Source organism: Acidovorax kalamii (assembly GCF_002245625.1).
In the GTDB taxonomy this organism is placed as follows: Bacteria; Pseudomonadota; Gammaproteobacteria; order Burkholderiales; family Burkholderiaceae_C; genus Acidovorax; species Acidovorax kalamii.
The window spans coordinates 90,497-116,076 of sequence record NZ_NOIG01000015.1; the positions used below are offsets into that span (position 1 = coordinate 90,497).

The following is a 25,580-nucleotide window of genomic DNA, read 5'->3' on the forward strand; positions in this document are numbered from 1 at the left end:
TCCATACCCCCGGTAAACACATGTCAAAGGATGTTGAATTCGTCCGATCTAGAGTTTGTCAAGCGACACGGCAGGTACCCAGGGCGCATCGGCAGGGAGCGCCCGGGCCTCGGCCACACGCTCGCGCAGCCGGGTGGCGGCCAGGTCACCGGGCAGCCGCTCCAGCACCCGCGCCAGCTGCGCCTCGGCGCCGGGCCAGTCGCGCGCATGGAATGCGGTCAGCGCCGCGTTACTCGCCTCGCGCACCGTGGCGTCGTCGCAGGGCGTGAACACGCGCACAGGCTCGGTCTTGCCCTTGACGATCACATCGTCCAGCGCACGCAGCGCCACTGTCGGCGGCAGCTGCGCTGCGGTGGCGGCCGACAGCAGGACGCCGGTGCCAAACGCCTTGTTGGCGCCCTCCAGCCGTGCCGCCAGGTTCACCGCATCGCCAATCGCCGTGTACGAAAAGCGCTGGTCCGAGCCCACATTGCCCACCACCACGCGCCCCGTGTGCAGCCCGATGCGCATGTGGATGGGTGGCAGGCCGCGCGCGGCCAGGCCTGCCACCAGCGCCTGCATGGCCTGCTGCATGGCAATGGCGGCGGCCACGGCGTGTTCGGCGTGCTGCGCATCGTCCAGCGGCGCCCCCCAGAAGGCCATCACGGCGTCGCCGATGAACTTGTCCAGCGTGCCGCCGGTGGCGTGCACGATGGGCGTCATCGCGTTGAAGTAGGCGGTGAGCACCTCCACCGTCTGGTCGGCACTGAGCTGCTCGGACAGCGTGGTGAAGCTAGCCAGGTCGGTGAACATGAGCGTGACCTCGCGCGACTCGCCGCCCAGGCGCATCAGCTCGGGCTGCGCGATGAGACGCTCCACCACGGCGGGCGGCACATACTGCGCAAACATCGCGCGCGTCTGGCGCGCGCGCTGGCGCACCGCCGCATAACCCGCCAGCGCCGCCCCGCCGTAGATCGCCGCTGTGGCCGCCGCAGGCAACAGCGGCGGCCACCACAGCTGAAACCGCGCAAACAGCCACCACGAACCCAGCGCGATGGCCCCCACCAGCACGGCCGCCAGCGCCGCCGCACCGGCCAGGGGCAGCCTGCGGTTGCCCCACAGCAACACGGGCAGCACCAGCAGCACCAGGGCCAGTGACCAGCTTTCGTGCACGCTGCGCAGCCCCCCGCCCGTGAGGTAGTTGTCCACCAGCGTGGCCTGAAGTTCCACGCCGGGGAACAGGCGCTCGCCGCCCGCCGTGCCAAACGGCGAGTTGAACAGATCGGCCTGCGACCGCGTCAGCTCGGTGGCCGTGCGCGCTGAGCGCCCCACGAGCACGATCTTGTTCTTGAAAAAGCCCGCGGGCAGCAGGCCCGGCTCCAGCGCCTGGTAGTACGAGCGCGTGTCGAAGGTGCCGCGCGCCCCTCGGTAGCCAATCCAGTCGAAATGGCGCAGCGCGGGCCGCTGCTGGCCGCGCGCCTCGGCCGCGCGCTGGGCCAGCCGCAGCGCAAAACTCTCGCGCGCCACCGGGGCGCGGCGCACCACAAAGTCGTCGTCCGGCTCCACCCCGGCATCGCCCGCGTCGGCGCCCGCATCCAGAAAGCGCTGCAGCGGCAACACGTCGAGCCAGAGCGCGGCGTTGCTGCTGTCGATCTTCTCGCGCGTGGCGGCCAGCACCACCGGGCCCGCCTCGGCAATGGCACGGTCCAGGGCCGCGTCCTCGGCCTCGGTGGAGGGATCGGCAAACACCACATCAAACCCCACGGCAGCGGCGCCGTCAGCATGCAAGCGCTGCAACAGGGCTGCATGTACGCTGCGCGGGAAGGGCCAGGGCTGCTGCAGCTCCTGGAAGGTGGGCTCGTCAATCGCCAGGATCACCACCGGCAGCGTGCTGCGCTGTGGCGCCACCAGCGCAGTGAGCACGTCAAAGGTCTTGAACTCCAGCAGATGCCAGGTGCGCGTGAAGGTGGCGGCGCCCACCAGCAGCAGCGCCAGCAGACAGGCCGCCAGGGGCCACCAAGGCTGGCTGCGCCAGGTGGCGGGCGAGGCCCGGTCAGAAGCGGTAGCGGGCGTCCAGGACATAGCGGGTCTTGCGGCGGTCTGACTTGGGCGCCCACAGGTTCATGGCAGCCACACCCACCACCCAGTGTTTGTCCTGCGACTCCCAGTACCCCATCAGGTCCACGCCCCAGCCGGGTGCGATGCGCGTGAGGTTTTCCTTGTCCTCAAACCGCTCTGACCGGTACACCGCCCGGCCACTGACATAGAAGCGCTGCGGGCCGACCCAGGTGGCGCCCAGCACGGCCGTGTGGCGCGGGATGTAGGGGATACGGCCCACGGCCCCGTCGGCGTCGTAGCTGCGGCTTTCGCTGCCCTGGTACAGATATTTGGCATAGCCTGACCAGCGGCGGCTGAACATGTGGTTGACACCTGCGCCCAGGGTCTTGAGCGTGCCGGAGTCGAAGCTGGGTGTGTCTTCCAGCAGGTCGGTGGTCGAGAGGTTGACCATCTGCGCGTTGCGCATTTCTTCGAGGAACGGCAGGCTGGGCGTGCGCAGGTCCACGCCCACGGTGCCGGGGTTGCGCACCCGCAGGTGGTCGGCCCGCAGGCTCACAAAGGTGCTCTGGCCCAGCGCCATGCCCAGCTGCGCCACCACACGCTTGTGGCGGCCGCCCGCTTCGACCAGGCGGTCCTCCACCGGAATGCCCGCCGTCTCCACGCTGGTGAGGGTGGACACACTGAGCGGCCGCAACCAGTCCTGGTAGGCCATGCGCACCGTGGTGCCTGCGGCAGGCTGCCACACCAGGCCCACGCGGGGCGTGACTACCCGTTCCATCTCGGCGCGACGTGCCTGCTCTTCGCTCAGGTGGTCCAGATTCACCAGGTAGCTTTGCGTCAGGCCGTCCACCCGGTGGCGAATTTGCTGCAGGCCGAGGGCCGCGTCCAGATTCCATGCCGCATCCAGGCGCTGGGTGGTGGCCAGGGTCAGGCCGGTGTAGCGGCGGTCCACGTTGTTGTAGCCGGCCACCAGAAGAGAGTCGCGGAAGGGGCCCACCCCCGGGATGTCGGCCGCCACGGCGGCCTCGCCTGCGATCAGGTTGTGCTGGCGCTCGCGCACATGCTCCAGCGCCACGCTCCAGCGGCTGCCGGGGGCGGTGTCCACCGTGTGGCGCAGTTGCAGGTCGTTGAACTGTTTCTGGGGCAGGCTGCTCACGCCCATCAGGCTGACAAACGGCGGCTCCAGGTACAGCGTGGGGTAACGCTGCAGCAGGATGTGCTCCATGCTGCGGCCGAGCTTGATCCAGGTCTGCTCGGTGGGCCCCCAGCGGTAGGCCAGGCCCACGGCGCCCTGGGTGCTCTGGTTGTCCAGCGCGGTCTCGAACAGGTTCTGGCTGGCCAGGCGCATGTCGAACTGGTTCACATAGGCAAACAGGTTGATGCGTTCGGTGGGCTGCATGCCCGCGCCAATGGTGACGGCACGCGCCCGCACATCGCCATAACCTCCGCGCACAGCGGGCGCGTTGTTGACCTGCAGATCAAACGGGAACTCGCTCGCACGGGCCGACTGGGCCTTGAAGAACCACGACACGGGCACATGGGTGTTGTTCATGCCGTTGAGCGTGACGGCGGGGGCCCGCATGCGGTAGAGGTCGCGGTCCAGCGTCACCCCCACGGCCCCATGCGCCCCCGGCTGCTGCAGAAGCGAGGAGTACCGCTGGCTCGCGCCAAACGCCATGGGGTCAGTCAGAAAGCCCTGGAACAGCGCAGAGTTCTTGTTGAACTCGCCCGCATAGCGGTCCGCCATGAACAAGTGACTGCCGCCCCAGTACGGATAAAAGCTCTGCTGCGCCAGTTCCAGCGCCCAGTCCTCCATGCCAAAAAAGGCCAGCGACGCACCCAGGTTGGCGCTGCCCTTCTGGTCGTTGGCGACTTGGTTGAGTGACTTGAGGTAGGGCATGCGCTGCACCGCAGCGCGCGCGGCTTCCACAGCCTCGCCGGGCTGGAACAGGTCGGTGTGGATCTGCGCCAGCAGCATGTGGGGCACAGGGTCCTTGTCGTCCAGCACGATGGCCTGGTGCAGGGTGGACAGCGCATCCTGGTGGCGGCCCAGCTGGTAGTAGGCGACGGCCGTCCAGGTCTTGGCACGGGCATAGCGCGGCTCCATCACGCCCGCGCGCAAGAACGCATCCAGCGCGGCCTGCGGGTGGCCCTGCTTGAGGTGCAGCAGGCCCTGGCCGGTGAGCGCCACATAGTCCGCCGGGTTGTCGCCCAGGGCCGTGGCAAAGGCCGCACCGGCTTCGGTGAACTCGTTCACAAAGGTTTCGAGTGTGCCCAGCTCACCCCAGGCGCCGGGCTGCTGGGGCGACAGCGCCAGTGCGCGTTGCAGGTTCTCGCGGGCGGGGCGGGGGTCTTCGCGCTCCACATGCGCGCTGCCCAGGCCCTGCCAGGCACGCGCATCGCCAGCGGCCAGCTGCGTGGCCTCGGTGTAGGCGGCCAGCGTGGCGGGCGCATCGCCCCGGCGCCGGGCCAGTTCGGCACGCACCAGCGCCACTTCGGCATGGGCCGTGGCCTGCACGGGGGCCAGCGCGGCGCTGGCCTCGTCCACACGGTCGCTCAGCATCAGCACACGGGCCCGCTGGGCCGTCAGCGCGGAGTGGGCGGGCCAGCGCTGCAAAGCCGTGCGCAGCGTGTCGGCGGCTGCGGCGCCTTCGCCCTCCACCAGCTGCACGTCGGACTGCATGAGCCAGGCGGGGAGCGGCGCCGCAGGTTGCGCTACCTGGCGGGCCAGTTGCTCGCGCGCGGCCAGCAGGTCGCCCGCCTGCAGGGCAATGGCCGCGTCCATCACCGCCAGCCAGGCGGCGGGGGCGCCGCTACTGCGGGCCTGGGCCAGGGCGGCGCGTGCAGCGGCCAGGTCGCGGGCCGCGAGCGCGGTGCGCACCGGGGCCAGGGTGTCGGGCACGGGCTCGGCGGCCAGGTGGGGCAGCGGGTCGGCGCGCAGCGCATTCACCCACTGGATGCGGTCGCGCGGCTGGCTCAGCACCAGCTTGACCGGGGCCTTGCCCACTTCGGCCACGGCGGCTTCGTTGGCGCCCACCGATACCGCGCCCTGTGCGTTGGAGAACTCCACAGTGCCCGAGAGCACCGTGATCAGCGTGCGCCCATCGTCCTCCACGCTGATGTCCCAATCTGTGCCACGGATCGCAGCCGTGGCCGCAGGGGTCTCCAGGTTCAGGCGGCTGCCATCGGCGCGTTTGGTCTGGGTCCAGGCGCGGCCCGCATTGAGCAGCAAGGTGGTCACCGGCTGGGCGGGGGTGGCCACGCCCTTGACCTGCAGCACCGTGTTCTGGTGCAGGCGCAGTTGTGTGTCGTCGGCAAACAGCAGCGCCATGCGCGCGGCCTGGCGCGTGCGCACAAAGTCGCCCGTGGCCAGCGGCTGCGCCAGGCGCGCGGGGCCCCAGTCGGCCGCAGCGGCGGCGCGCTGGTCGCCCGTGCCTTGCAGGCTCACGATCTCGGCGGCGGCACCTGGAGGCACAACGGCCTGGGCGAACTGGGGCCAGGCCATGGCGGCCAGTGCCGCAAGCGTGGTGAGAGCGGGCAGGCGATTTTTCTTTTGGTGCATGTGGGGCTTTCGCGGAAGGCAGGAAACACATCAACTTCGCCGGGGCCTCAGAGCCTGTTCAAAGCCTTTTTGGAGTCGCACAAGTACCTTGCCGGGATGGGATGCTAGGCGCGGTGCGCAGTGGATAGCCTGGCTATCCACAAGCGCCGCAACGCCGCAGACCGCCCGGCAAGGCACTTGCCCGAAGGGTTGGAGTGAAATCGGGCGATTGGAAGCCTCGGCGGCTTGCATGGGCATGAGCCCATGCGGCGCATCCGAAGCTTCCACTCATCCCGATTGCACTCCAATGCGATCTCCAAAAAGGCTTTGAACAGGCTCTCAGCACCCGGCAAACAGAAATTATCGCGAGCGCCCTGCGCTCCAGCCCCTTGGCGCGCGGGCCTCTGCCGCGCGTTTCATGAAGAAAGCCACATTTCGTAGCACCGCGTAACAGACGAAAGGGCCGCGCAGCGGCGAAGCCTGCCCCGCACGGCCCTTTCCTACAGACGGCCCAAGAAGGCGGTGATACAAACAAACCCGTGGGGGCCTTTCGCCCCTCCCTCCACCCCCTTCTTCTTGTTGCCCGCCACGCCCTGCGTGTGCCGCCCGGAGCCTTTTGCCATGCCCGCTGCCCCCCGCCTCAAGATCGGCCTGTCGGCCTGTTTCCAGCACGCCGACCCCACCCGCCCGCTGTTCACCAACAAGACGCTGCAGTATGTGGAGCAATCCATCGCGCACTGGATCATGTCGTCCGGCGCCATCGTGGTGATGGTGCCCTGCCCCACCGGCGAAACGGCGCGCGGCGATGTGACGCTGCAGCACTATGCCGAGTGGCTCGATGGCGTGGTGATGCACGGCGGCGCCGATGTGTGGCCCGGCAACTATGGTGAGGAGCCCCTGCGCGAAGAGTGGGTGGGTGACCGCGTGCGCGACATCTACGACCTGGCCCTGGTCAAGGCCTTTGCCGAAGTGGGCAAGCCCATCTTTGGCGTGTGCCGGGGCCTGCAGCTCATCAACGTGGCCTTTGGCGGCGCGCTGTACCAGGACATCGAGACCCAGCACCCGGGCGCGCTGCAGCACCGCAACGCCACCACCTACGACCAGCATTTCCACGACATCCAGATCGTGCCCGGCTCACGCTTGGCCCAGCTCTACCCCGACGCACCCCGCGCGCGCGTGAACAGCATTCACCACCAGGGCATCAAGCGCCTGGCCCCCGAGTTCGAGGTCGAGGCCCTGAGCGAGCCCGATGGCGTGCCCGAGGCCATCCGCCTCAAGCCTGCGCCCGGGCGCGGCTACATTGCGGCCACGCAGTGGCACCCGGAGTTCCACAAACAGGGCTCGGACACGCTGGACGACACGGCCATCCTGCAGGACTTTCTGGCGGCGTGCGTGGAGGCACGCAAGCACCCGGTACGGCCGGGTAAGCCGGTGGGGTTGCGGGACCGGGCAACGCGGCTGTTGCGCGGCGCGCTGCGCAGGGACAGGGCCGAGGAGAAAAACAATCCGTAGCTCTGCTGACTAGATCAACTGCAAATGCCTTGCATCGATCCAAAACAGCGTCTAGGATGCGGGCAGTCAAGTCTTCGGTGCCGTGGCGACCATGCCAATCACGGGGGGCCTCTTCAGCACGTGTCTGGTGATCATTGCCGCCTTTTTTATGGTGTTCGATCTCTCCCTGGAGATCAATCAGAAATCAAAGGAGGAAAAATGAAAGTCAAATTCAAGCTGCAAAGCAATCGAAAGGGCGCGGGGATTCTGGGGGTATGCGCACTGGACACTGCATGGAGGTCACTGTGATGAACTGGTTGTCTTAGGTCCAAAGAGAGCCCGCCCCCACCAACAATAGAAAACGCCCCTTTCAAAGGGGCGTTTTCGCTTTTCGCCAATCTATCTGTTGAGACCCGCTGTATTGGCGACCCAAGTCGGGCCAGACGGAACCCGATGCAATTGGACAATCTACTTTCGGTTTGCGTCACATCGCAGCGTTAACACCGGCCCCACCACTCCCTCCACCTCCCCCCGCAGCCACCGGTGCGCCGCATCCTGCTGGTACCGCACATGCCAGATCAAATACATCGGCATGGCCGGGCACACCACCGGCACGGGCGCACTGGCCAGACCTGCCAAGGCCGTGCGGGCCAGCAGCGAGGGCGCGGTGGTGAGCAGCGCCGTGCCGCGCACAAAGGCTGGTAGCGCCGCAAAACCCGGCACGCGCACCGCAAAGCGGCGGCGCACGCCACGGGCCAGCAGCTGGCGGTCCAAGTCCAACCCCCGGTGCGCCTCGTAGGCCACAGTGGTGTGGTCGGCGGCCAGGTAGTCGGCCTCGGTGGCGGGGGCGCTGCGCACGCTGGCGTCGTAGAACACGCGGTACTGGTCTTCAAACAAACGCTTTTGCACGATGTCCGTGCCATCGGGCGGACGGGGGCTGATGACCAGTTGGCACGCGTCAGACCGCAGCAGCTCCGCGCTGGGCGCGCCGCTGGGCAAGATACGCAGCGTGACGCCCGGCGCTGCGGTGCGCAGGCGCATGGCCAGTGCGGGCAACAGCAAATCACGCTGAAAGTCGTTCGCCGCAATCGTCAGCTCGGTCTGCCACGCGGCAGGATCAAACTCGGCCCCTTGGGCAAAGAGCTGCATCTGGTGCAGCATGTCGCGCGCGGGCTGGGCCAGCGCTTCGGCCCGTGCGGTGGGCACGATGCCGCGCCCGCGCTTCACAAACAGCGGGTCGCCGGTAATGGCGCGCAGCTTGTCGAGCAGGTGGCTCACGGCCGACTGGGTGACGCCCAGGCGATCAGCCGCCGCCGTGATGCTGCCCGTCTCCAGCACGGCCAGCAGCAGCTTGAGCAGGTGGCCGTCCAGCGCTGATCCATCGAAATTGCTCATGCATTCGATGATGTTTTCAGGCTTCATCTTTGGCAATGGCATCGCGACACTGCGGGCTGACTTACATCAAGCCCCGGAGACTTCCATGCCTTCCCCACTGCCCCCGATCCCCGGCACCACGCCGTTCGATGGCGACCAGGCCCGCAAGGGCTATGCGCTGAACAAGATGTGCTTTTCGTTCAACGACGAGGCCAATCGCAAGGCCTTTCTGGCCGACGAAGAGGCGTACATGCGCAAGTACGGCCTGAACGAGCAGCAGGCCGCCGCCATCCGCGCCAAGAACGTGCTGCAGCTGATTGCCGCAGGTGGCAACGCCTACTACCTGGCCAAGTTTGCTGGCATCTTCAAGCTGGACATGCAGGACATCGGCGCACAGCAGACGGGCATGACCAAGGACGAATTCAAAGCCATGCTGGTCGCAGCGGGCAAATAAGGAGACATCACATGGCACAACTCATCGGCGGCCTCGGCACCTCGCACATTCCGGCCATTGGCAACGCCATCCACAAGGGCCTGCAAAACGAGCCGTACTGGAAGCCCTTCTTCGACGGCTTTCCGCCCATCCGCCAGTGGCTGAGTGAGAAGCAGCCCGACGTGGTGGTGATGTTCTACAACGACCACGGCCTGAACTTCTTCCTCGACAAGATGCCGACCTTTGCCGTGGGCGCTGCGGCCGAATACAACAACGCGGACGAGGGCTGGGGCATCCCCACGCTGCCGCCGTTCAAAGGCGAGGTGGACTTGTCGTGGCACCTCATCAACACGCTGATCGAGCAAGAGTTTGACGTGACCACCTGCCAGGAGATGCTGGTGGACCACGCCTGCACGCTGCCGCTCAAGCTCTTCTGGCCCGGGGGCGATTGCCCCGTGACGGTGGTGCCGGTGTGCATCAACACCGTGCAGTTCCCGCTGCCGTCGGCCAGGCGCTGCTACGCGCTGGGCAAGGCCGTGGGACAGGCCATCCAGAGCTGGGACAGCGACAAGAAGGTGGCGGTGATTGCGTCGGGCGGCCTTTCGCACCAGCTTGACGGCGAACGCGCAGGCTTCATCAACAAGGCGTTTGACCTGCAGTTCATCGAGAGCCTGACCACCAACCCCGAGTGGGCCACGCAGTTCAGCGTGCACGAGCTGGTGGAAAAGACCGGCACCCAGGGCGTGGAGCTGCTGATGTGGCTGGCCATGCGCGGGGCGCTGGCCACCGCCAGCGCGGGCGTGCGACGGGTGCACAGCAACTACCACATCCCGATCTCGAACACGGCGACGGCCGTGATGGCGCTGGAAACAGTCTGACCTCGTCAAGTTCAAGCATTTTTGGCTGCCTGCGCCCATCCATCATGCGCAAGCAGCTATCAATTCAGGAGTATTGACCTCTCCCAGCTTTCCCACAGACTGGCATCAGGCATTGTGTTTACTGTAAATTCACCCAGTGAATTTACAGTCCAAACTCGCCATCCTGGCCGATGCAGCCAAGTACGACGCCTCGTGTGCATCCAGCGGTGCTGCGCCGCGCAACTCAGTGGGCGGGCGCGGCATGGGCTCCACCGAGGGCATGGGTATCTGCCACAGCTACGCGCCCGACGGGCGCTGCATCTCGCTGCTCAAGATTCTGCTCACCAACTTCTGCCAGTACGACTGCCTGTACTGCGTGAACCGCGTCACCAGCAACGTGCCCCGCGCACGCTTCACGGTCGATGAGGTAGTGCAGCTCACGCTCGACTTTTACCGCCGCAATTGCATCGAGGGGCTGTTCCTGTCCAGCGGCATCATCCAGAGCCCCGACTACACCATGGAGCAGGTGGTGGAAGTGGCCCGCGTGCTGCGCGAGGAGCACGACTTTCGCGGCTACATCCACCTCAAAACCATTCCCGACGCGTCGCCCGAACTGATGCAGCGCGCTGGCCGCTATGCCGACCGCCTGTCCATCAACATCGAGCTGCCCACGGCCGAGGGCCTCACCGCCCTGGCGCCGGAGAAAAACAGCGCCGCCATCGACCGGTCCATGGCCCGCATGGCGGTGCACATTGGCGAATCGCGTGCGGCGCGCAAGGAGCAAGCCGCGCAGGCCATCGTGTCCATGCCGCAGTCGCGCACCACGCGCCGGGCCAGCGCGCCGCTGTTTGCGCCCGGCGGGCAAAGCACGCAGATGATCGTGGGGGCAGATGCCACGGACGACCGCACCATCCTGGCGACCAGCGCGCGGCTGTACGGCGTGCACCGGCTGCGGCGCGTGTACTACTCGGCCTTCAGCCCCATCCCCGATGCGGCACGCGCCCTGCCGCTGGCTGCGCCGCCCACGGTGCGCGAGCACCGGCTGTACCAGGCCGACTGGCTGATGCGCTTCTATGGCTTCACGCACGACGAGATCGTGCCGCCCAGCCAAGGCGCCCCCGGAGGTATGGTGGGCATGCTCGCGCTGGACATGGACCCCAAGCTGGCCTGGGCGCTGGCGCACCGCGAGCGCTTTCCGGTCAACCTCAACACCGCCCCGCGCGAGCTGCTGCTGCGCGTGCCCGGCTTTGGCGTGCAGACGGTGGAGCGCCTGCTGGCCGCCCGCCACGTGCGCCGCCTGCGGCATGCCGACCTGGCTCGGCTGCATGTGCCGCTCAAGAAAGTGCTGCCGTTTGTGGAGGCGGCCGATTACCGCCCCGGCCGTGCGCTGGACGCTGCCGACCTCGCCGCGCAGCTGGCGCCGCCGCCGGTGCAGCGCAGCCTGTTCTGAGCTGGAGCGACCCGCATGCAGCGCCACACCGTCACGCTGGACCACGCCACCGACTGGCCCGGTTTTCGCACCGCCGCACGCGCCCTGGTGCAAGCCAACGTGCCCCCGCAGGCGGTGGACTGGCGCAGCCCGGCGGATGCCGCGGAAGACCTGTTCGCGCCCGAGCCTGCAGCCAGCCACACCTTGCCCAGCCCGTCCCCCGATGCGCCGCCGCTGCGCGTACCCCCCGACTTTGTGCACCTGTGCGAGCAGCTCATCCTGCACCGCGACCCGGCCCGCTTTGCACTGATGTACCGCCTGCTGTGGCGCATGGCGCAAGGCGGCGCGGAGGCCGAAGCCGCGCGGCACGACCCGCTGGACGCGGACCGCATGCTGGCCCACCACATGGTCCGCGCCGTGGGGCGCGACAAACACAAGATGCACGCCTTTGTGCGCTTTCGGCCTGTGGTGGAGCCTGACGGCAACACCCTGCACATGGCCTGGTTCGAGCCCGACCACTACATCACCGTGGCCAACGCGGGCTTCTTCATCCGCCGCTTCACGCAGATGCGCTGGGCCATCCTCACGCCCGACGCCAGCGTGCGCTGGGACGGGCAGCAGCTGCACACCGGCCCGGGTGCGCAACGCAGCGATGCACCGCCACCCGATGCGGGCGAGGCGCTGTGGCTCACCTACTACCGCCACATCTTCAACCCCGCACGGCTCAAGCTGAACATGATGAAAAAAGAGATGCCCACGCGCTATTGGCACAACCTGCCCGAAGCCGCGCTCATCACCGAGCTGGCGCAGACCGCGCACGAGCGCAGCGCGCAGATGGTGGCGGCCGAGCCCACCACGCCACGCAAGGCGATTGCGCCCCTCAAGCGCCCGGCGCCGCAGGTGCTGCCGTAGCGGCCTGGCGCATCGCCTGGAACTGCGGCGCGGGCTGCGCCACCGTCCACCGCCAGGGCAGTGCCTGTGCGCGCCACACCCCGCCCAGCACCTGCAGCCGCAGCACGCGCTGCGCGCCGGGCCAGGGCGCACGGTCGGCCTCGCTCCACAGCAGCTCGGCGCGCGCGGCCACGTGCAGCAGGCCGCCGTCTTCGTAGTCCACCCACAGCAGCCCGGCCAGCGGGTGCTGCGCGAGGTTGCCCAAGGTGTTGAAGAACAGGTTGCCAGGATAGTCGGGCAGCCACAGCTCCATGCCTTCTGCGGTGTGCTTCGCCTGCACAAAGCCGGGCTCGCCACCCCGGTGGGAGATGTCCACGCCCTCGCCTCGCTGCGCACCGGGCCGGGCGGCCGAGGCGCTGGCGATGAACAGCGTGTCGCTGCGCGCAATGAGGGCCAGCGCGTCGGCATCCAGCGCTGGGCCCAGCGCCTGCGCAGGCTGCGGTGGTGCGACGGCGGCGCGCAGGCCCGGCGCACGCGCCTGGATGTACTTGGGGCAGTTGCCAAAGCTCTGCGCCACCGTGATCGACAGGCCCTGCTGCGCCCCCCATCGCACCACATGGCCGTTCATGCGGTTGCGGCGGCGCGTGTGCGGCTCCAGCCCCAGCACGCCCACGGGCGCGCCAGTGCCGTGCGCGGCCAGCGCCGCCATCACCGGGTCGGCCGCGTCGATGGCGGCGCCCACATCCATGCGCTGCGCGTGGGGCGTGTGCACAAAGCCGGGCGGGCCCGCCAGCATGGTGGCCCAGGGCTGGCCCTGCGCGTCGATGGCACCCAGCAGCAGCGTGGGCAGCTTTTCGAACAGCTCGCGGTGCTGGTCGGGCATGTGGTCGCGCACCACCACCTCGCCCACGGCGGCCATGCGCTCGTGCACGCCAGCGCGGGCTTGCAGCGCCTGTTCACCGGCGTGCCAGGCGCTGGGGGCGGGTCCTTCGCTGCCGCCTGCGGGCAGGGCGGTCATACGGCCTCCGCAGGCTGGGGAGTCAACCCGCTGAGGTGGTCCAGCAGCGGCACATAGCCGGGCAGCGCCTGCACGCGCGCCACCCAGGCGGCAATGCGCGGGTAGGCGGCAGGCAGAGGCAGGCCCGCCAGGTGCGCCTGCGAGGTGTAGCTGATCATCGCCACATCAGCCAGGCTGGGCGCAGCACCGCCCAGCAACCAGCCACGCCCCTGCAGCTCGGATTCCATGAAGTCCAGCAGCCGCCGGCCCTGGGCCTGCGCCACCTCGTTGATGGGCTTGCCGGTCAGCGTGGCAAAACGCGGCCCACCGATGCCCGGCGCCAGAAAGCCCGCCGCCAGACTGAACCAGCGCTGCAGCTGCGCCTGGCCCACCGGGTCCTGCGGCATCCATGCGCTGCCGGGCGCGTAGCGCTGCACCAGGTAGACCAGGATGGCATTGCTGTCGCTCAGCACCACCTCGCCATCCACCAGCACGGGCACCTGGCCCAGCGGGTTCAGCGCGCGGTGCGCGGGCAACTGGTGCTCGCCCTGCAGCAGGTTCACCTCCACCAGCCGATACGGCAGGCCGAGCAGGGACAGCAGCAACTCCACGCGGTGGCAGTGGCCGGAGATGGCCGTGCGGTGCAGCGTGAGCGGGGCGGCAGGAAGGGGGGCGGATGTCATGGGGCGAGTCCTTGTCAAAACGGCGTGGAAAGAAGGGCTCAACCTTATCTATTGCGCTCTACAGCGTGAATAGCGATAGTGCGTCTTTCAGAATTTCGCGAGACGCAACAATGGACCACCTCGACACCCTGCGCTGCTTTGTGACCGTGGCCGATGCGGGCGGCTTTGCCGTGGCGGGGCGGCGCCTGGGCTGTTCGGCGGCGGCCGTCACGCGCGCCATTGCGGCGCTGGAGGCGCGGCTCGGTGTGCTGCTGTTCCAGCGCAGCACGCGCTGGGTGCGGCTGACGGAGGCGGGCGAGCGCTTTCTGACCGACTGCCGCCCCATCCTGAGCGACCTGGCCGAGGCCGAGCAGACCGCCAGCGGCGCGCAAGTGCAGCCACAGGGGCTGCTGTCCATCACCGCGCCGCAGATGTTTGGCATCCAGCATGTGGCGCCCATCGTGCAGAGCTTCTTGCAGGCCCAGCCGCGCGTGCAGGCGCGCACGCTGTTTGTGAACCGGCTGGTGCACCTGCTGGAGGAAGACATGGACGTGGCGGTGCGCATTGCCCACCTGCCGGATTCGGGCCTCACCGCCCTGCCCGTGGGCGCGCTGCGGCATCTGGTGGTGGCGTCGCCCGACTATCTGGCGCGCCACGGCGAGCCGCAGCACCCGCAGGACCTGGTGCAGCACCGGGCGATTGCGTTCTCGTTCGAGGCCCGGGCCGCCGCGCCCTGGAAGTTTGGCAACGGACTGGTGGGCAGTCCGCAGATCGCGTGGATCAGCAACGCCAACGAGGTGGACATTGCCGCTGCCGAGGCGGGCCTGGGCCTCACACGCTGCCTGGCCTACCAGGCCGCAGCCAGCCTGCGCGCAGGGCGGCTGCGCATCGTGCTGGCCGGGTTTGAGCCCCCGCCGGTGCCCGTGCACATCGTCTATCCCGCCGGGCGGCGCGCGCCCGCCAAGGTGCGGGCGTTTGTGGAGTTTGCGCGCGAGCGACTGGCGGCCGAGCCCGTGCTGCAGGGCCGGGGCTTGCGCCGGAAAGGGCGCTGATTTTTAGAAGTGTTTCTGATCGCTCTTGCGCTCCAATCAATCGGCCTTCTTCTCACTGGCACGCGTCAGGAATTCGTTGCAACGGAGCTGCCGATCAGCTTGGGGCGGGGATGCCAGGACCTGGGCATTCACATGGGCTGAATGCTGAAGCAGGCCTCATTGATAATGCCGCGCTCCACGGCTGCCGCTGCGCCCTCAGCCAGCGCCGCAAGATGGGCCTCTGCAGGTTGGATGTAGAAATACGGCGGCACGTCTGTACCGACCACCACAAACTACCCTTTGTTCTGGTTCAACATCCAAATCAATGCCACCACAATCACCAGCACAACGCCACGCAGCACGGCAGAGCCCACGCGCGCGGATACGCTGGTCGGCTCGGACCCAAGCACCGCAGACAGCGCGCCAGCCACCACATCGGCAGCGCGCTCGCGCAGGATGAAGCCCAGCGCAGCAAAAATGACGCTGCCAAGCACTATCCATTGACGCAGCAGCGGGTCTATACCAGGGCCTCGATAGCGCAGGGTGTGCGCGAATCCATAGACCCACCAGCCGAGCAATCCAACCAGAGCGCCGAAGAAAGCGCCTATCAGCGCGTAGCCGAGTCGGTCCTTGAATCCTTGCACTACAGAACCTGCTGGCTCAATGGTGGTGGCCATGGCCGCCATGCACATGGCGGTGGGCGACTTCTTCGGCCGACGCCGCGCGCACTTCGGTCACCTTGCAGCTGAATACCAGGGCCTGGCCTGCCAGCGGGTGGTTGCCATCCAGGTGCACTTCGGGGCCCTTGATCTTGACCACGTTGAACACGGCGGGCTGGCCGTCGTTGCCCACGCCCTGCAGCTGGCCGCCGACCTTCACGCCGGGCGGGAACTCGCTCTTGGGGATGGTGCGCACCAGGCTCTCGTCGCGCGCGCCGAACGCGTCCTCCACGGCCAGCTGCAGCGTGGTGCTGAAGCCCACCGCCTGGCCTTCGAGCGCGGCTTCGACCTTGGGGAAGATGTTTTCATAGCCGCCGTGCAGGTAGGCCAGGTGGCCCGCGTCCAGCGGCTTGCCCTGGGGCGTGGTCACCTTGTAGCTGATGGTGACGGCGGAGTCTTTGGTGATGTTCATAGGTCTTGCATAACAACGCGGATCGGGACCGTGGATTGTCCACGACCCGCGTTTCCACCCGTCGCGGGCGGGCTAAGCAGCCGCGCTTTCGGCCGGACGCTCTTCCTCGGTCTGCCCGGGGTAGCGCGCAAACCGGCGTGGTGTGGCGCCGTGAACCGGGTCCTGCTGGGCCCAAGGCCAGCCGCCAAACTGGGTGCGGCGGTAGTCGTTCATGGCCTGCATGATCTCGGCCTGCGTGTTCATCACAAACGGGCCGTACTGCGCCACGGGCTCGGCAATGGGCCGGCCCTGCAGCACCAGGCATTCCACGGCGGTGGTGCCGGTGTTGGTCAGCAGCCAGTCCTGCCCGGCGCGCACCTGCAGCGCGGCGTGGCGGTCTACGTCCTGCGGACCCACGCGCAGGCTGTCGCCCACAAAGAAGTACAGCATGCGCTGCGTGCCTTCATCGCCGTTGGCACCCTTGGCTGCGGGCAAGGTCCACTCGGCGCCTGGCTCCAGGTGCAGCGTCCAGATCGCCACATCGCCCTCGGGCTGCGAGGCCCAGGACTCGGGCGGCGGCGACAGCGGATCGGGTGCGCCGGGCAGCGCACCGGCCACCACCGTCACCGTGGTCTTGCGGCCTGCGGCGTCGGCATGCACCAGGCGCGGGATGCGCTCGTTCCACAGCATGGTGAAGTGCGGTTCCACCATCTTGTTGCGCGCGGGCAGGTTCAGCCAGATCTGGAAGAGTTCGAGCGGGTTCGGCCCGTCGGCGTTGAGCAGCGGGAACATCTCGGAGTGCACGATGCCCTTGCCCGCCGTGACCCACTGCACATCGCCCCCGCCAAACCGCGCGGCGGCGCCCAGCGAGTCGGAATGGTCGATGAGGCCCTTGCGCACCAGCGTCACCGTTTCAAAGCCCCGGTGCGGATGGCCGGGAAAGCCAGGCACCGGATCGCCGTGGTACATGCTCCAGCCATCCTTGCGGCTGAAGTCGCTGCCGATCTGGCGGTCGTCAACGGGCACGGCGGGCGCAAAGGCACCGTTGCCTGCGGGGTAGGCATCGTCGTGGTGGGCGCAGAAAAGAAACGGGTCCATCGTGGGCCACTGCGGGCCCAGCAGCTGCGCACGCACGATGGGCAGCAGGGGGGCAACGGCAGAAGTGGACGAGGGCATGGAAGGCTCCTTGGGTTGTGCACCGCCACTATCGGGCGGCATGCCTGTGGAATATGGCGCCAATGGTGCCTGAGCAGAAGTGCGCTGCGTGGAACAGTGGGATCCACCGAACAGGACAGTGGGGCAGCCCTGGCAGGTGTACACAGCACGGGATCTGAATGGAATTCGGCCCTTCCGCCTGCTGGCATTGCCCCAATAGCTTCACTTTTGATAGCAATTTTTTTCTCAGTGCAGCGCCCCCTGCGCCCCCGCCCCCGGCGGCTGCGCAGGCCGCAACACCAGGCCACCCAGCAGCGCCGCCACCAGCGATCCCGCCGCCGCCACCCAGAAGGCCAGCTGGTAGCCGCCGTTCAGCGCCATCGGCGCCGATGCGCCCGCCTCGCGCAGCGCCCCGGTCCGGGCATCGGCCAGGCTGGCCAGCACCGCCAGGCCCAGCGCGCCGCCCATCATGAAGGCCGTGTTGACCACGCCGGATGCGAGGCCCGAGTCCTCTGGCTTCACATCGCCCATGGCGGCCAGCAGCAGTGGGTTGAGCGCAATGCCCGCCCCCACGCCCAGCAGCACCATGCCGGGCAGCACATGCAGCACAAACTGGCCGTCCACCGGCGCCAGCGCAAACAGCGCCAGCCCCACGGTGGCCAGCACCAGTCCCCAGCCCAGTGTGCTGCGGATGCCATAGCGCATCACCACCCAGGCCGACAGCCCCAGCGAGCAGCCCGCCATGATGAGGTTGGACGGCAAAAACGCCAGGCCCACCTGCATCGCGTCGTAGCCCAGCACCAGCTGCATGTACAACGCCGACAGGAAGAACCACGCAAACATGCCTGCCGCCCACAACACGCCCACCACGTTGGAGATGGCCAGGTTGCGCAGCCGCAGCAAGGCCAGCGGCACCAGTGGCGTGGCCACATGCGATTCGATGAACAGAAACACCAGCAACAGCACCGCCGAGGCGCCCAGCAGGCCCAGCGACTGCGGCGAGGCCCAGCCCGCCTCGTTGCCGTTGACGATGGCGTACACCGCCAGCATCAGCGACGCGGTGATGGTGACCGCGCCCGCCACATCCAGCCGCTGCCCGTGTGCCTGCCCCTTGCCGCCCGGCAGCAGCACCAGGCAGGCCGCGTAGATCGCCACGCCCACGGGGATGTTGACCAAAAAGATCCAGTGCCAGCTCAATGCACTGGTAAGCACTCCACCCAGCAGCACACCAATGCTGCCGCCGCCCGCGCACACAAAGCCATACACCCCCATGGCCCGCGCGCGCTCGCCGGGTTCGGTGAACAGATTCATGATGAGCGACAGCGCCACGGCCGACACCACCGCCCCGCCCACACCCTGCACCGCACGCGCCGCCACCAGCAGCCCCTGCGTGTGGGCCAGCCCGCAGCCCAGCGACGCGAGGGTGAACAGCGTGATGCCCGCGAGGAACAGCCGCCGGTGGCCATACAGATCCCCCAGCCGCCCCCCCAGCAGCAGGCAGCCGCCAAACGTGAGCATGTAGGCATTGACCACCCACACCAGCGAGGTCTCGGTAAACCCCAGGTCGGCCTTGATGCTGGGCAGCGCCACGTTCACGATGGTGGTGTCGAGCACGATCATCAGCTCGCCCAGGCACAGCAGGATGAGCGCGGGCCAGCGTGCGCGGCCTTCGATGGAGAGGGTCATGGAGGTCAATGGGAATGTGGAAAGCGCCGAGGGCGCGCCCCACAGTTTGTCACGCGCGCGGCGTCAGCAACTGGCGCGGCGCACCGCGCGCGCACCCGTGGATCTGGCTCCGCCAGTCCACCGGGTGCGCTCCCTTTCAGGGGGAAGCCGCGCAAGGCTCAGAGACTGGGAGTTTTTTGGGCGCGCCCGAAGGGTGCACAAGAGCGCCCCGGATCTAGGCGCAAAGCACAGCCATAGCGCGGGCTATGGCGAGCATTTGCAACGACGAGCCGGGGCGCTCTTGGGTGCCAGACGGGCGTGGACGAAAGACTCTCAGTCTCTCAGGGGGTTTTTACATATTTTGCTTGCATGATCTGGTTCCAGCTGCCGTCGGGTTGCTCGCCAAACGAGGTCAGCGTGCGCTCGCCCGGCCCCACGATGGTGATCACATCGCGATAGCGCGCCGTCTTGCCGTCGCCCTTGAAGCTTGGGCCCTCGGTCTCCAGCGTCAGCACCTTCTGGTCGGCATCGAGCGTGCCCCGATAGATCCACATGTGGCTCATCATCGAGCCCACCCAGGTGCCCAGAAACACCTGCTTCTCGGGGTCGTAGCCCAGCGTCATCTGCATGCGCGCCTCGCCGCCATCGGGCATGGTGCCCGTGCCTTCCAGGATCACCCACAGATCGCCCAGCGCACGGCCGTGCTCAGCGCCCACGGATTGCTCGGCCGACCCGCCGGGCGGCGCGTCGCAGCTGGAGGTGCTGGTCCAGTGGCCCAGCAACTGCTGTAGCCAGCGGTGCATGGCATGGGGTTCGGGATTCATCATGGGTGTCTCCTGGAGTGAAACGATCAACGGAAGTGGAAAGAACGGTTGGATGGATGCGGGGCCAGCGCGCGTGCGCGTGCACGTTCACTCCGGCCCCACCACCATCCACGGCACGCCGAAGCGGTCGGCCACCATGCCGAAGGCCTGCGAGAAGAAGGTCTTGGCGAGCGGCATCTGCACCTGGCCGCCATCGGCCAGCGCATGGAACAGGCGCTCGGCATCCGCCACGCTGGCGGGGCTCAGGGCCAGCGAGATGCCCTCGAACTTCGCCTTGCCCGAACCCATCCCGTCCGACGCCATCAGCGTGGTCTGGCCGACGGAAAACTCGGCGTGCATCACCATCTCGGGCGTGGGCCCGCCGCCGCTGCCGTCCGCACAGCCCGGGGCACCGGCCGGATCGGGGTTGTCCTTGTAGCGCATGAGCAGCTTGACCTGGGCGCCCAGCGCACGGCGGTAGAAATCCAGCGCCTCTTCGCAGCGGCCTTCAAACATCAGATAGGGCTCGACTTTCATGGGGGTCTCCTGGCAGGGGTTGGGAGCAAAAAAGGGGATCGGTGCGCAATTGTGAACACCGTCCACAAACCATAACAAAGATAATGGACACTGTCCACATCCAGAACAACATGCACGTAACCACCGGCAACACGCCCGAACCGGCCCGCGCTGCGGCCCGCAGCACCTACCGCCATGGCGACCTGCGCCGCGCACTGCTGGACGCGGGCATCGAACTGGCCCGCCAGGGCGGCCCCGACGCCGTGGTGCTGCGCGAGGCCACGCGCCGCGCGGGCGTGGCGCCCAACGCGGCCTACCGCCACTTTGCCAACCGCGACGACCTGCTGGGCGCCGTGCGTGCCGCCGCCGTGGCCGCCGCTGCACGCTTCATGGAGGCCGAGCTGGCCCAGGTGCCCGCCACCGGCACCGCCACCCAGCAGGCCCACGCCAAGGTGCGCGCCGTGGGCGCGGGCTACCTGCGCTTTGCCCAGGCCGAGACGGGCCTGTTCCGCACCGCGTTCGGCGGCCGCTTCACCGTGCAGCAACAGCCCGACCCGGCCATGGGCGGCGCCACGGGGCTCAACCCCTTCGAGCACCTGAGCGCGGCGCTGGATGACCTGGTGGCCGCAGGCGCACTGCCCGCCGCACGGCGCCCCGGTGCCGAATACCTGGCCTGGTCCACCGTGCACGGCATGGCGCTGCTTGCCATCGACGGCCCGCTGCGTGGCACGCCGCAGCCGGTGCTGGACGGGCTGGGGCAGCGGCTGCTGGACATGGTGGAGCGGGGGCTCTGAGCCCGGAGCTTCAGAATTTTTTCAAGATTTTTCAGCCTTCTGCGCGCACCCACGTTGCCTTTCAAGCTACTTAATTCATAGCACATCAAGGCCATACAACCGCGCCGTGTCCCGCAGCCGCTGCACCAGCGCACGGCGCAACGCCACAGGCCGCAGCACCTCCACCTGCGGCGACAGGCGCATCAGCTGGCCGCAGGCATGTTCCACCGATTCGATGGGCAGGGTGACGGCCACGCGCCCGTCCGCGCGGCGCGAGGGCTTGGCGGCAGCCACCGCACGCGCCACGGCACTGCTGAGCGCACGCAGCCCCTGCAGCCCCGCAGGCGTGGCCAGCACCTGCGCCTGGCCGGTGTAGATCTCCGCCTCAAAACGCTGGATGGACGCGGCCCAGTAACCCGGCAGATCAAACCGCGCGGGGCGGCGCACGGGCGTGGCCAGCGCGGTGGCGGCGCGGATGTTGGACACGCGGTAGGTGCGCGGGCCGCCCTGGGCCGTGCCTGTGCTCTTGCCCGGTGCGGCCTTCGCCACTGCGGGCGCCACAGGCAGCGCCACCAGGTACCAGACCCCGGCCTTGAGCACCAGGCCCAGCGGGCTCACCGTGCGCTCCACGGTATCCGTCCAGCTCTCGTAGCGCATGCGGATCTGGTGGCCGTTCCACACGGCGGCGGCCACGGCCGTCAGGTGCGGCGTGGGCTCGCTCTCGCGGTACCAGTCCACCGGGTCCAGGTGCAGGCGGGCGCTCACGCGCTGGGCGTCGTCGCGCCACCCGGCGGGCAGCGCGGCCAGCAGCTTCAGCCGCGCACCCTCCACATCGCCACCCAGGCCCAGGTCCTGCGCGGGGCCGGGCAGGCCGCTCAAGAACACGGCCTGCGCCTCGGACGGCGTGAGGCCGGTGAGGGTGGTCTTCCAGCCCGGCAAAAGCGCAAAACCGCCGTGGCGCCCCCGCTCGGCATAGATGGGCACACCGGCCGCGCTGAGCTGGTCCACATCGCGGTAGAGCGTGCGCACCGACACCTCCAGCGCATCGGCCAGCGCGGTCGCGCTCATGCGGCCCCGGGTTTCGAGCAGCATCTGAAGGGAAAGCAGGCGGCTGGCGCGCATGGGGCAAAAAGGGTGTGGGGGGTGCGACAAGACGCGGCAACGACGCCAGAAGAGTTTGTTAGCCGCTCGAAAAGGCGATGCGCAAAGATATCCCAAATACCTGCCACAAAGTGGCAGGTATGGCGGCGCAGACTGCGGGCTCGTTGTGTTTTTCTGCCCATTCTCACCAGGAGCCCCGCATGTCCGAAGCCCTCATGGCCCCGTCACCCCCTCCCTGCGCAGCCCCGCCCGCCGCCGACGAATGCGCCGTTGTCGAGCTGCGCCAGTACACACTGCACCCGCAGCAGCGCGAGGTGCTCATTGACCTGTTCGACCGCGAGTTGGTGGAGACGCAGGAGGCCCACGGCATGCGTGTGCTGGGCCAGTTCCGCGACCTGGACCGGCCCGACATGTTTGTGTGGCTGCGCGGCTTTGCCCACATGGAATCCCGCCGCCGCGCGCTCGAAGGCTTCTATGGCGGCCCGGTGTGGGCCGCGCACCGCAGCGCGGCCAACGCCACCATGGTCGATTCGGACAACGTGCTGCTGCTGCGCCCCGCCTGGCCCGGCGCCGCCATCGCCCTGCCCCAACACCTGCGCCCCGCGCCGGGCTGCAGCGGCGCGGCGCCGGGCGTGCTCACGGCCACCGTCTTCCCCCTGCGCGAGAGCCCCACACCTGCGCTGCTGGACTTCTGCCACCACCGCATGGCGCCGCTGCTGCACCGCAGCGGCGCGCGCCAGGTGGCCTGGTACTGCACCGAGGCCAGCGCCAACACCTTCCCCCGCCTGCCCGTGCGCGAGGGCGAGCCCGTGCTGCTCGCGCTGGCCCTGTTTGGCAGCGCAGCAGCGGCCCAGGCCGTGACCGACAGCGGTGCCTGGCAGCGCGGCGTGGCCCCGGGCCTGGCGCCCTGGCTGGCGGGCCCGCCCCACACCCTGCGCCTGCAGCCCACCGCGCGCAGCGCCTTGCACGCATGAAAACCCACCCGAGCACCACCATGACCACCCCTCATCTCATCACCATCCCTTCGCCCGCCGCTGTGCCCAGCGCAGCCAACGACTTCGACTTCCTCATGGGCCCCTGGCGCATCCGCAACACGCGCCTGGTGCGGCGCCTGGCAGGCTGCAACGACTGGGAGGTGTTCGACGCCACCGGCAGCGTTCATCCACTGCCCGCCGGCGTCGGCAACTACGACAGCTTCACGCCCCTGGCCTGGAAGCCAGGCTACGTGGGCATGGCGCTGCGCGTGTTCAGCCCCGAGTCGCAGCGCTGGAGCATCTACTGGCTCGACAACCTCACGGGCGGCCTGGACCCGGCCACCGGCCAGTTGCTGCCGCCCGTAGTGGGTGGCTTTCAGGACGGCGTAGGCATTTTCGAAGGCGAGGATCTGTTGGAGGGCCGCCCGGTGCGCGTGCGCTTCGAGTGGTCGCAGATGCACACCGGCGCCCCGCGCTGGCAGCAAGCGTTTTCGGAAGACGGCGGCGCGACCTGGGAGGTGAACTGGGTGATGGAGATGGCGCGGCCGGTGTGAGCGCGGGCAGCCCGCGCACAGCACGCAGGCCGCCCCCAGGCCCCAAAAACTGAGCCAAAGCAGCCCCTACCGCCTGATGGAAGGGCGTCAATAGCTATCAAAACAGGAGCAGTTTTTCACACCACCTGAAGCGCGGCGTCCTGCACCGGGAAGTCCGTGGACGCTGCCACCGCACGCCACTGCGCCGTCTCGTTCGCCACAAAGGCATGTTTGTCGGCAATGGTTTGCAGCGTGTCCGTGCCCAGCGGCAGGCGCAGCGGCGGCGTGGGGCTGGCCACCAGCTGCATCACAGCCTGGGCCAGGCGCACCGGGTCGCCGGGCTGGTTCAGGTTGATGCGGCGCGCGGCTTCGCGCACGGCACCGGCGCTCTCGGCGTAGTCGTCCAGCACGCGGGGCGAAACGGCCAGTGAGGCGCTGTCCAGAAACTCGGTGCGGAAGTACCCGGGCTCGACCACCGTGGCGTGGATGCCCAGCGGCGCCAGCTCGGCATGCAGCGCCTCGGTGATGCCCTCGACCGCGAACTTGGTGGAGCAGTACAGACCAAACCCGGCGGCCGACTGCACACCGCCCAGCGACGAGATGTTGATCACATGCCCGGCGCGCTGCGCACGCAGGGCGGGGAGCACGGCGCGGGTCACATGCAGCAGCCCGAACACATTGGTGTCGTACAGGCGCAGCACTTCTTCGGCGGTGGCTTCTTCCACCGCGCCCAGCAGGCCGTAGCCCGCGTTGTTGACCAGTACGTCGATGCGGCCGAAGCGATCGAGCGCGGCGCCCACGGCCTGGCGGGCCTGGGTCTCATCGGTCACGTCCAGCGCCAGGGGCAGCAGGGCATCGTGTGCGCCCAGGCGCTGCTCGACGGATGCGGCGCTGCGCGACGTGGCGACGACGGCATCGCCCTGGGCCAGCGCGGCCTCGGCAATGCGCGCGCCGATGCCACGCGAGGCGCCGGTGATCAGCCAGACGCGGGGGTACGAAGAGGAAGTTGAAGTGGATGAAAAAGGGGTGGATGAAGAGGCAATGGCCATGGCAGTTCCTTGGGTGGCGGTGTTCGGTAGTAGGTGGGCGCTCTGGGTGCCCACGGCGGCGAACTTTAGGGATTCCATTGCCATGCGACTAGCCCATAATTTGGCGATTCATTCGCAAGCAATGCTTGCCAATCACCCTCCAACACCGCACCACCACCATGGCCATCAACGAACTGCGCGCCATCGCCAACTTTGCCAAGGCCGCCGAGCTGGGCAGCCTGCGCCAGGCGGCGGCGGCACAGGGCATCACGCCACAGGCGTCCAGCCAGCTGCTGGTGCAGCTCGAATCACACCTGGGCGTGCGGCTGTTCCACCGCACCACGCGCAGCCTGAGCCTCACGGAAGAAGGGCGGCAGTTCCTGGCCTCGGCGCAGCCGGGGCTGGCGACGCTGCAGCATGCAGTCCAGGGCGCGCGGCGCGGGCGCGAAGAAATGGCGGGGCCGCTGCGCATCGTGGCGCCGCGCTCCATCCTGCTGGAGGTGATCTGGCCGGTGCTCGACGAGTTCTGCCGCCGCCACCCGCTGGTGGAGCCCGACGTGCAGCTGGACGACCGCATCGGCAACTGGGTGGAAGACCGCGTGGATGTGGGCTTCCGCTCGGGCTACCCGCCCGAGGGCGGCGTGGTGGCGCGGCGGCTGCTCACGCTGCAGCTCATCGTGTGCGCCGCGCCCGCCTATATCGCACGCCACGGTGCGCCCGCCAGCATCGACGACCTGGCGCTGCACCGCTGCAGCGGCTTTCGCCATGCATCCACCGGCAAGCCCATGCCCTGGGAGTTCCAGGTGGGCGACGACATCGTGGCGCGCACCATCCACCCCACGTTCTGCACCAACGACATCGAAGCCGAGGCGCGCGCGGTGCTGGGCGGCCATGCGGTGGGCCAGCTGGTGGGCCCCACGGCTGCGCCGCTGGTGCGCAGCGGCCAGCTGGTGCCGCTGCTGCCCCAGCATGTGGCGCAGCACCTGGCGCTGTACGTGTACTACGGCAGCCGCACGGCGCTGCCTGCGCGTGTGCGGGCCTTCATCGACCTGGCGGTGGAGATGGTGGCCAACAACCCCGCCCACCTGCTCACGCCCAGAGAGCTGGCGACCCACGGCCCTGCGGTGCAGAAGAAGCCCCGCGCGCGAAAGCCCACGCAGTGAGCGCCGCGCAGACCGC

23 protein-coding genes are annotated in these 25,580 nt (G+C 68.5%); 10 read left to right on the forward strand and 13 right to left on the reverse strand.

Annotated elements, in window-relative coordinates; genetic code table 11:
* Positions 1-48 precede the first annotated feature (48 nt).
* Both CBY09_RS22925 and CBY09_RS22930 read right to left on the reverse strand, forming a co-directional pair.
* Positions 49-2,061, reverse strand: a complete 2,013-nt coding sequence (locus CBY09_RS22925; RefSeq protein WP_094291883.1) for a CHASE2 domain-containing protein — start codon at positions 2,059-2,061, stop codon at positions 49-51.
* Positions 2,033-5,599 carry a TonB-dependent receptor domain-containing protein gene (locus CBY09_RS22930; RefSeq protein WP_094291884.1) on the reverse strand — a complete coding sequence of 1,189 codons (3,567 nt, stop codon included), beginning with the start codon at positions 5,597-5,599 and terminating at the stop codon, positions 2,033-2,035. Before CBY09_RS22930 ends, CBY09_RS22925 begins: the two co-directional genes overlap by 29 nt.
* 600 nt (positions 5,600-6,199) lie before the next feature.
* Between CBY09_RS22930 and CBY09_RS22940 the strand changes: the two genes are divergently transcribed.
* A complete protein-coding gene (locus CBY09_RS22940; RefSeq protein ID WP_094291914.1) occupies positions 6,200-7,090 on the forward strand; it encodes a gamma-glutamyl-gamma-aminobutyrate hydrolase family protein in 891 nt (296 codons plus the stop codon).
* Positions 7,091-7,537: 447 nt separating this feature from the next.
* On the opposite strand, the gene CBY09_RS22945 is transcribed toward CBY09_RS22940, so the two are convergent.
* Positions 7,538-8,491, reverse strand: coding sequence for a LysR family transcriptional regulator (locus CBY09_RS22945; protein WP_205734204.1), 954 nt, complete (start codon positions 8,489-8,491; stop codon positions 7,538-7,540).
* Positions 8,492-8,549: 58 nt separating this feature from the next.
* Here CBY09_RS22945 and CBY09_RS22950 point away from each other — a divergent pair, with 58 nt between their 5' ends.
* The 4 genes from CBY09_RS22950 to CBY09_RS22965 all read left to right on the forward strand — a co-directional run bounded on the left by CBY09_RS22950 (position 8,550) and on the right by CBY09_RS22965 (position 12,074).
* Positions 8,550-8,897: a protocatechuate 4,5-dioxygenase subunit alpha gene (locus tag CBY09_RS22950; RefSeq protein WP_094291886.1), complete on the forward strand. Its 348-nt coding sequence runs from the start codon at positions 8,550-8,552 to the stop codon at positions 8,895-8,897.
* Positions 8,898-8,908: 11 nt separating this feature from the next.
* Positions 8,909-9,754, forward strand: coding sequence for a class III extradiol dioxygenase family protein (locus CBY09_RS22955; protein WP_094291887.1), 846 nt, complete (start codon positions 8,909-8,911; stop codon positions 9,752-9,754).
* 136 nt (positions 9,755-9,890) lie between these two features.
* Positions 9,891-11,183 carry a putative DNA modification/repair radical SAM protein gene (locus CBY09_RS22960; protein ID WP_094291888.1) on the forward strand — a complete coding sequence of 431 codons (1,293 nt, stop codon included), beginning with the start codon at positions 9,891-9,893 and terminating at the stop codon, positions 11,181-11,183.
* A 15-nt stretch (positions 11,184-11,198) separates the two neighbouring features.
* The gene (locus tag CBY09_RS22965; protein WP_094291889.1) at positions 11,199-12,074 is read left to right on the forward strand and encodes a TIGR03915 family putative DNA repair protein; all 876 of its coding nucleotides are present in this window, start codon (positions 11,199-11,201) and stop codon (positions 12,072-12,074) included.
* Here CBY09_RS22965 and CBY09_RS22970 read toward each other — a convergent pair.
* Positions 12,043-13,071 (reverse strand): pyridoxamine 5'-phosphate oxidase family protein, encoded by a 1,029-nt coding sequence (locus tag CBY09_RS22970; RefSeq protein ID WP_094291890.1) that lies wholly within the window; start codon positions 13,069-13,071, stop codon positions 12,043-12,045. The genes CBY09_RS22965 and CBY09_RS22970 overlap by 32 nt on opposite strands.
* Positions 13,068-13,733 carry a glutathione S-transferase family protein gene (locus CBY09_RS22975; RefSeq protein ID WP_094291891.1) on the reverse strand — a complete coding sequence of 222 codons (666 nt, stop codon included), beginning with the start codon at positions 13,731-13,733 and terminating at the stop codon, positions 13,068-13,070. Before CBY09_RS22975 ends, CBY09_RS22970 begins: the two co-directional genes overlap by 4 nt.
* Positions 13,734-13,843: 110 nt before the next feature.
* On the opposite strand from CBY09_RS22975, the gene CBY09_RS22980 reads away from it, so the two are divergent.
* Positions 13,844-14,764 (forward strand): LysR family transcriptional regulator, encoded by a 921-nt coding sequence (locus CBY09_RS22980; protein WP_094291892.1) that lies wholly within the window; start codon positions 13,844-13,846, stop codon positions 14,762-14,764.
* A gap of 272 nt (positions 14,765-15,036) precedes the next feature.
* Here CBY09_RS22980 and CBY09_RS23795 read toward each other — a convergent pair whose 3' ends face one another.
* From CBY09_RS23795 to CBY09_RS23010, 6 genes are all read right to left on the reverse strand, one after another.
* Positions 15,037-15,420 carry a hypothetical protein gene (locus CBY09_RS23795; RefSeq protein ID WP_133066335.1) on the reverse strand — a complete coding sequence of 128 codons (384 nt, stop codon included), beginning with the start codon at positions 15,418-15,420 and terminating at the stop codon, positions 15,037-15,039.
* Positions 15,404-15,874 carry an FKBP-type peptidyl-prolyl cis-trans isomerase gene (locus tag CBY09_RS22990; protein ID WP_094291894.1) on the reverse strand — a complete coding sequence of 157 codons (471 nt, stop codon included), beginning with the start codon at positions 15,872-15,874 and terminating at the stop codon, positions 15,404-15,406. Before CBY09_RS22990 ends, CBY09_RS23795 begins: the two co-directional genes overlap by 17 nt.
* A gap of 72 nt (positions 15,875-15,946) precedes the next feature.
* Positions 15,947-17,029: a pirin family protein gene (locus CBY09_RS22995; protein WP_094291895.1), complete on the reverse strand. Its 1,083-nt coding sequence runs from the start codon at positions 17,027-17,029 to the stop codon at positions 15,947-15,949.
* A gap of 225 nt (positions 17,030-17,254) precedes the next feature.
* Positions 17,255-18,694: an MFS transporter gene (locus CBY09_RS23000; protein WP_094291896.1), complete on the reverse strand. Its 1,440-nt coding sequence runs from the start codon at positions 18,692-18,694 to the stop codon at positions 17,255-17,257.
* A 320-nt stretch (positions 18,695-19,014) separates the two neighbouring features.
* Positions 19,015-19,500: a DUF1579 domain-containing protein gene (locus CBY09_RS23005; protein WP_094291897.1), complete on the reverse strand. Its 486-nt coding sequence runs from the start codon at positions 19,498-19,500 to the stop codon at positions 19,015-19,017.
* 84 nt (positions 19,501-19,584) lie between these two features.
* Positions 19,585-20,013 (reverse strand): VOC family protein, encoded by a 429-nt coding sequence (locus tag CBY09_RS23010; protein ID WP_094291898.1) that lies wholly within the window; start codon positions 20,011-20,013, stop codon positions 19,585-19,587.
* A gap of 83 nt (positions 20,014-20,096) precedes the next feature.
* On the opposite strand from CBY09_RS23010, the gene CBY09_RS23015 reads away from it, so the two are divergent.
* A complete protein-coding gene (locus tag CBY09_RS23015; RefSeq protein WP_420807474.1) occupies positions 20,097-20,786 on the forward strand; it encodes a TetR/AcrR family transcriptional regulator in 690 nt (229 codons plus the stop codon).
* A 75-nt stretch (positions 20,787-20,861) separates the two neighbouring features.
* Here CBY09_RS23015 and CBY09_RS23020 read toward each other — a convergent pair whose 3' ends face one another.
* Positions 20,862-21,887 (reverse strand): helix-turn-helix transcriptional regulator, encoded by a 1,026-nt coding sequence (locus CBY09_RS23020; protein WP_094291899.1) that lies wholly within the window; start codon positions 21,885-21,887, stop codon positions 20,862-20,864.
* Between the two features lie 179 nt (positions 21,888-22,066).
* On the opposite strand from CBY09_RS23020, the gene CBY09_RS23025 reads away from it, so the two are divergent.
* Together CBY09_RS23025 and CBY09_RS23030 are read left to right on the forward strand one after the other, a co-directional pair.
* Positions 22,067-22,840 carry an NIPSNAP family protein gene (locus CBY09_RS23025; RefSeq protein ID WP_240515826.1) on the forward strand — a complete coding sequence of 258 codons (774 nt, stop codon included), beginning with the start codon at positions 22,067-22,069 and terminating at the stop codon, positions 22,838-22,840.
* A gap of 20 nt (positions 22,841-22,860) precedes the next feature.
* Entirely contained in the window at positions 22,861-23,394 is a 534-nt protein-coding gene (locus tag CBY09_RS23030; RefSeq protein WP_094291918.1) for a hypothetical protein, read from the forward strand.
* 116 nt (positions 23,395-23,510) lie between these two features.
* Here CBY09_RS23030 and CBY09_RS23035 read toward each other — a convergent pair whose 3' ends face one another.
* Positions 23,511-24,422 (reverse strand): oxidoreductase, encoded by a 912-nt coding sequence (locus tag CBY09_RS23035; protein ID WP_094291919.1) that lies wholly within the window; start codon positions 24,420-24,422, stop codon positions 23,511-23,513.
* A 158-nt stretch (positions 24,423-24,580) separates the two neighbouring features.
* Between CBY09_RS23035 and CBY09_RS23040 the strand changes: the two genes are divergently transcribed.
* Positions 24,581-25,564 carry a LysR family transcriptional regulator gene (locus CBY09_RS23040; protein WP_094291920.1) on the forward strand — a complete coding sequence of 328 codons (984 nt, stop codon included), beginning with the start codon at positions 24,581-24,583 and terminating at the stop codon, positions 25,562-25,564.
* The last annotated feature ends 16 nt before the right edge of the window (positions 25,565-25,580 follow it).

Excerpts from the sequence above, each read along its gene's own strand:
- CBY09_RS22965 (WP_094291889.1), top strand. The coding sequence starts at position 11,199 with ATGCAGCGCCACACCGTCACGCTGGACCACGCCACCGACTGGCCCGGT.
- CBY09_RS22930 (WP_094291884.1), bottom strand. The coding sequence starts at position 5,599 with ATGCACCAAAAGAAAAATCGCCTGCCCGCTCTCACCACGCTTGCGGCA.
- CBY09_RS23795 (WP_133066335.1), bottom strand. The coding sequence starts at position 15,420 with ATGGCCACCACCATTGAGCCAGCAGGTTCTGTAGTGCAAGGATTCAAG.
- CBY09_RS23005 (WP_094291897.1), bottom strand. The coding sequence starts at position 19,500 with ATGATGAATCCCGAACCCCATGCCATGCACCGCTGGCTACAGCAGTTG.
- CBY09_RS22940 (WP_094291914.1), top strand. The coding sequence starts at position 6,200 with ATGCCCGCTGCCCCCCGCCTCAAGATCGGCCTGTCGGCCTGTTTCCAG.
- CBY09_RS22975 (WP_094291891.1), bottom strand. The coding sequence starts at position 13,733 with ATGACATCCGCCCCCCTTCCTGCCGCCCCGCTCACGCTGCACCGCACG.
- CBY09_RS23000 (WP_094291896.1), bottom strand. The coding sequence starts at position 18,694 with ATGACCCTCTCCATCGAAGGCCGCGCACGCTGGCCCGCGCTCATCCTG.
- CBY09_RS22955 (WP_094291887.1), top strand. The coding sequence starts at position 8,909 with ATGGCACAACTCATCGGCGGCCTCGGCACCTCGCACATTCCGGCCATT.
- CBY09_RS22980 (WP_094291892.1), top strand. The coding sequence starts at position 13,844 with ATGGACCACCTCGACACCCTGCGCTGCTTTGTGACCGTGGCCGATGCG.
- CBY09_RS22950 (WP_094291886.1), top strand. The coding sequence starts at position 8,550 with ATGCCTTCCCCACTGCCCCCGATCCCCGGCACCACGCCGTTCGATGGC.
- CBY09_RS22995 (WP_094291895.1), bottom strand. The coding sequence starts at position 17,029 with ATGCCCTCGTCCACTTCTGCCGTTGCCCCCCTGCTGCCCATCGTGCGT.
- CBY09_RS23025 (WP_240515826.1), top strand. The coding sequence starts at position 22,067 with ATGTCCGAAGCCCTCATGGCCCCGTCACCCCCTCCCTGCGCAGCCCCG.
- CBY09_RS22925 (WP_094291883.1), bottom strand. The coding sequence starts at position 2,061 with ATGTCCTGGACGCCCGCTACCGCTTCTGACCGGGCCTCGCCCGCCACC.
- CBY09_RS23015 (WP_420807474.1), top strand. The coding sequence starts at position 20,097 with ATGGACACTGTCCACATCCAGAACAACATGCACGTAACCACCGGCAAC.
- CBY09_RS23010 (WP_094291898.1), bottom strand. The coding sequence starts at position 20,013 with ATGAAAGTCGAGCCCTATCTGATGTTTGAAGGCCGCTGCGAAGAGGCG.
- CBY09_RS22945 (WP_205734204.1), bottom strand. The coding sequence starts at position 8,491 with ATGAAGCCTGAAAACATCATCGAATGCATGAGCAATTTCGATGGATCA.
- CBY09_RS23035 (WP_094291919.1), bottom strand. The coding sequence starts at position 24,422 with ATGGCCATTGCCTCTTCATCCACCCCTTTTTCATCCACTTCAACTTCC.
- CBY09_RS22970 (WP_094291890.1), bottom strand. The coding sequence starts at position 13,071 with ATGACCGCCCTGCCCGCAGGCGGCAGCGAAGGACCCGCCCCCAGCGCC.
- CBY09_RS23030 (WP_094291918.1), top strand. The coding sequence starts at position 22,861 with ATGACCACCCCTCATCTCATCACCATCCCTTCGCCCGCCGCTGTGCCC.
- CBY09_RS23020 (WP_094291899.1), bottom strand. The coding sequence starts at position 21,887 with ATGCGCGCCAGCCGCCTGCTTTCCCTTCAGATGCTGCTCGAAACCCGG.
- CBY09_RS23040 (WP_094291920.1), top strand. The coding sequence starts at position 24,581 with ATGGCCATCAACGAACTGCGCGCCATCGCCAACTTTGCCAAGGCCGCC.
- CBY09_RS22990 (WP_094291894.1), bottom strand. The coding sequence starts at position 15,874 with ATGAACATCACCAAAGACTCCGCCGTCACCATCAGCTACAAGGTGACC.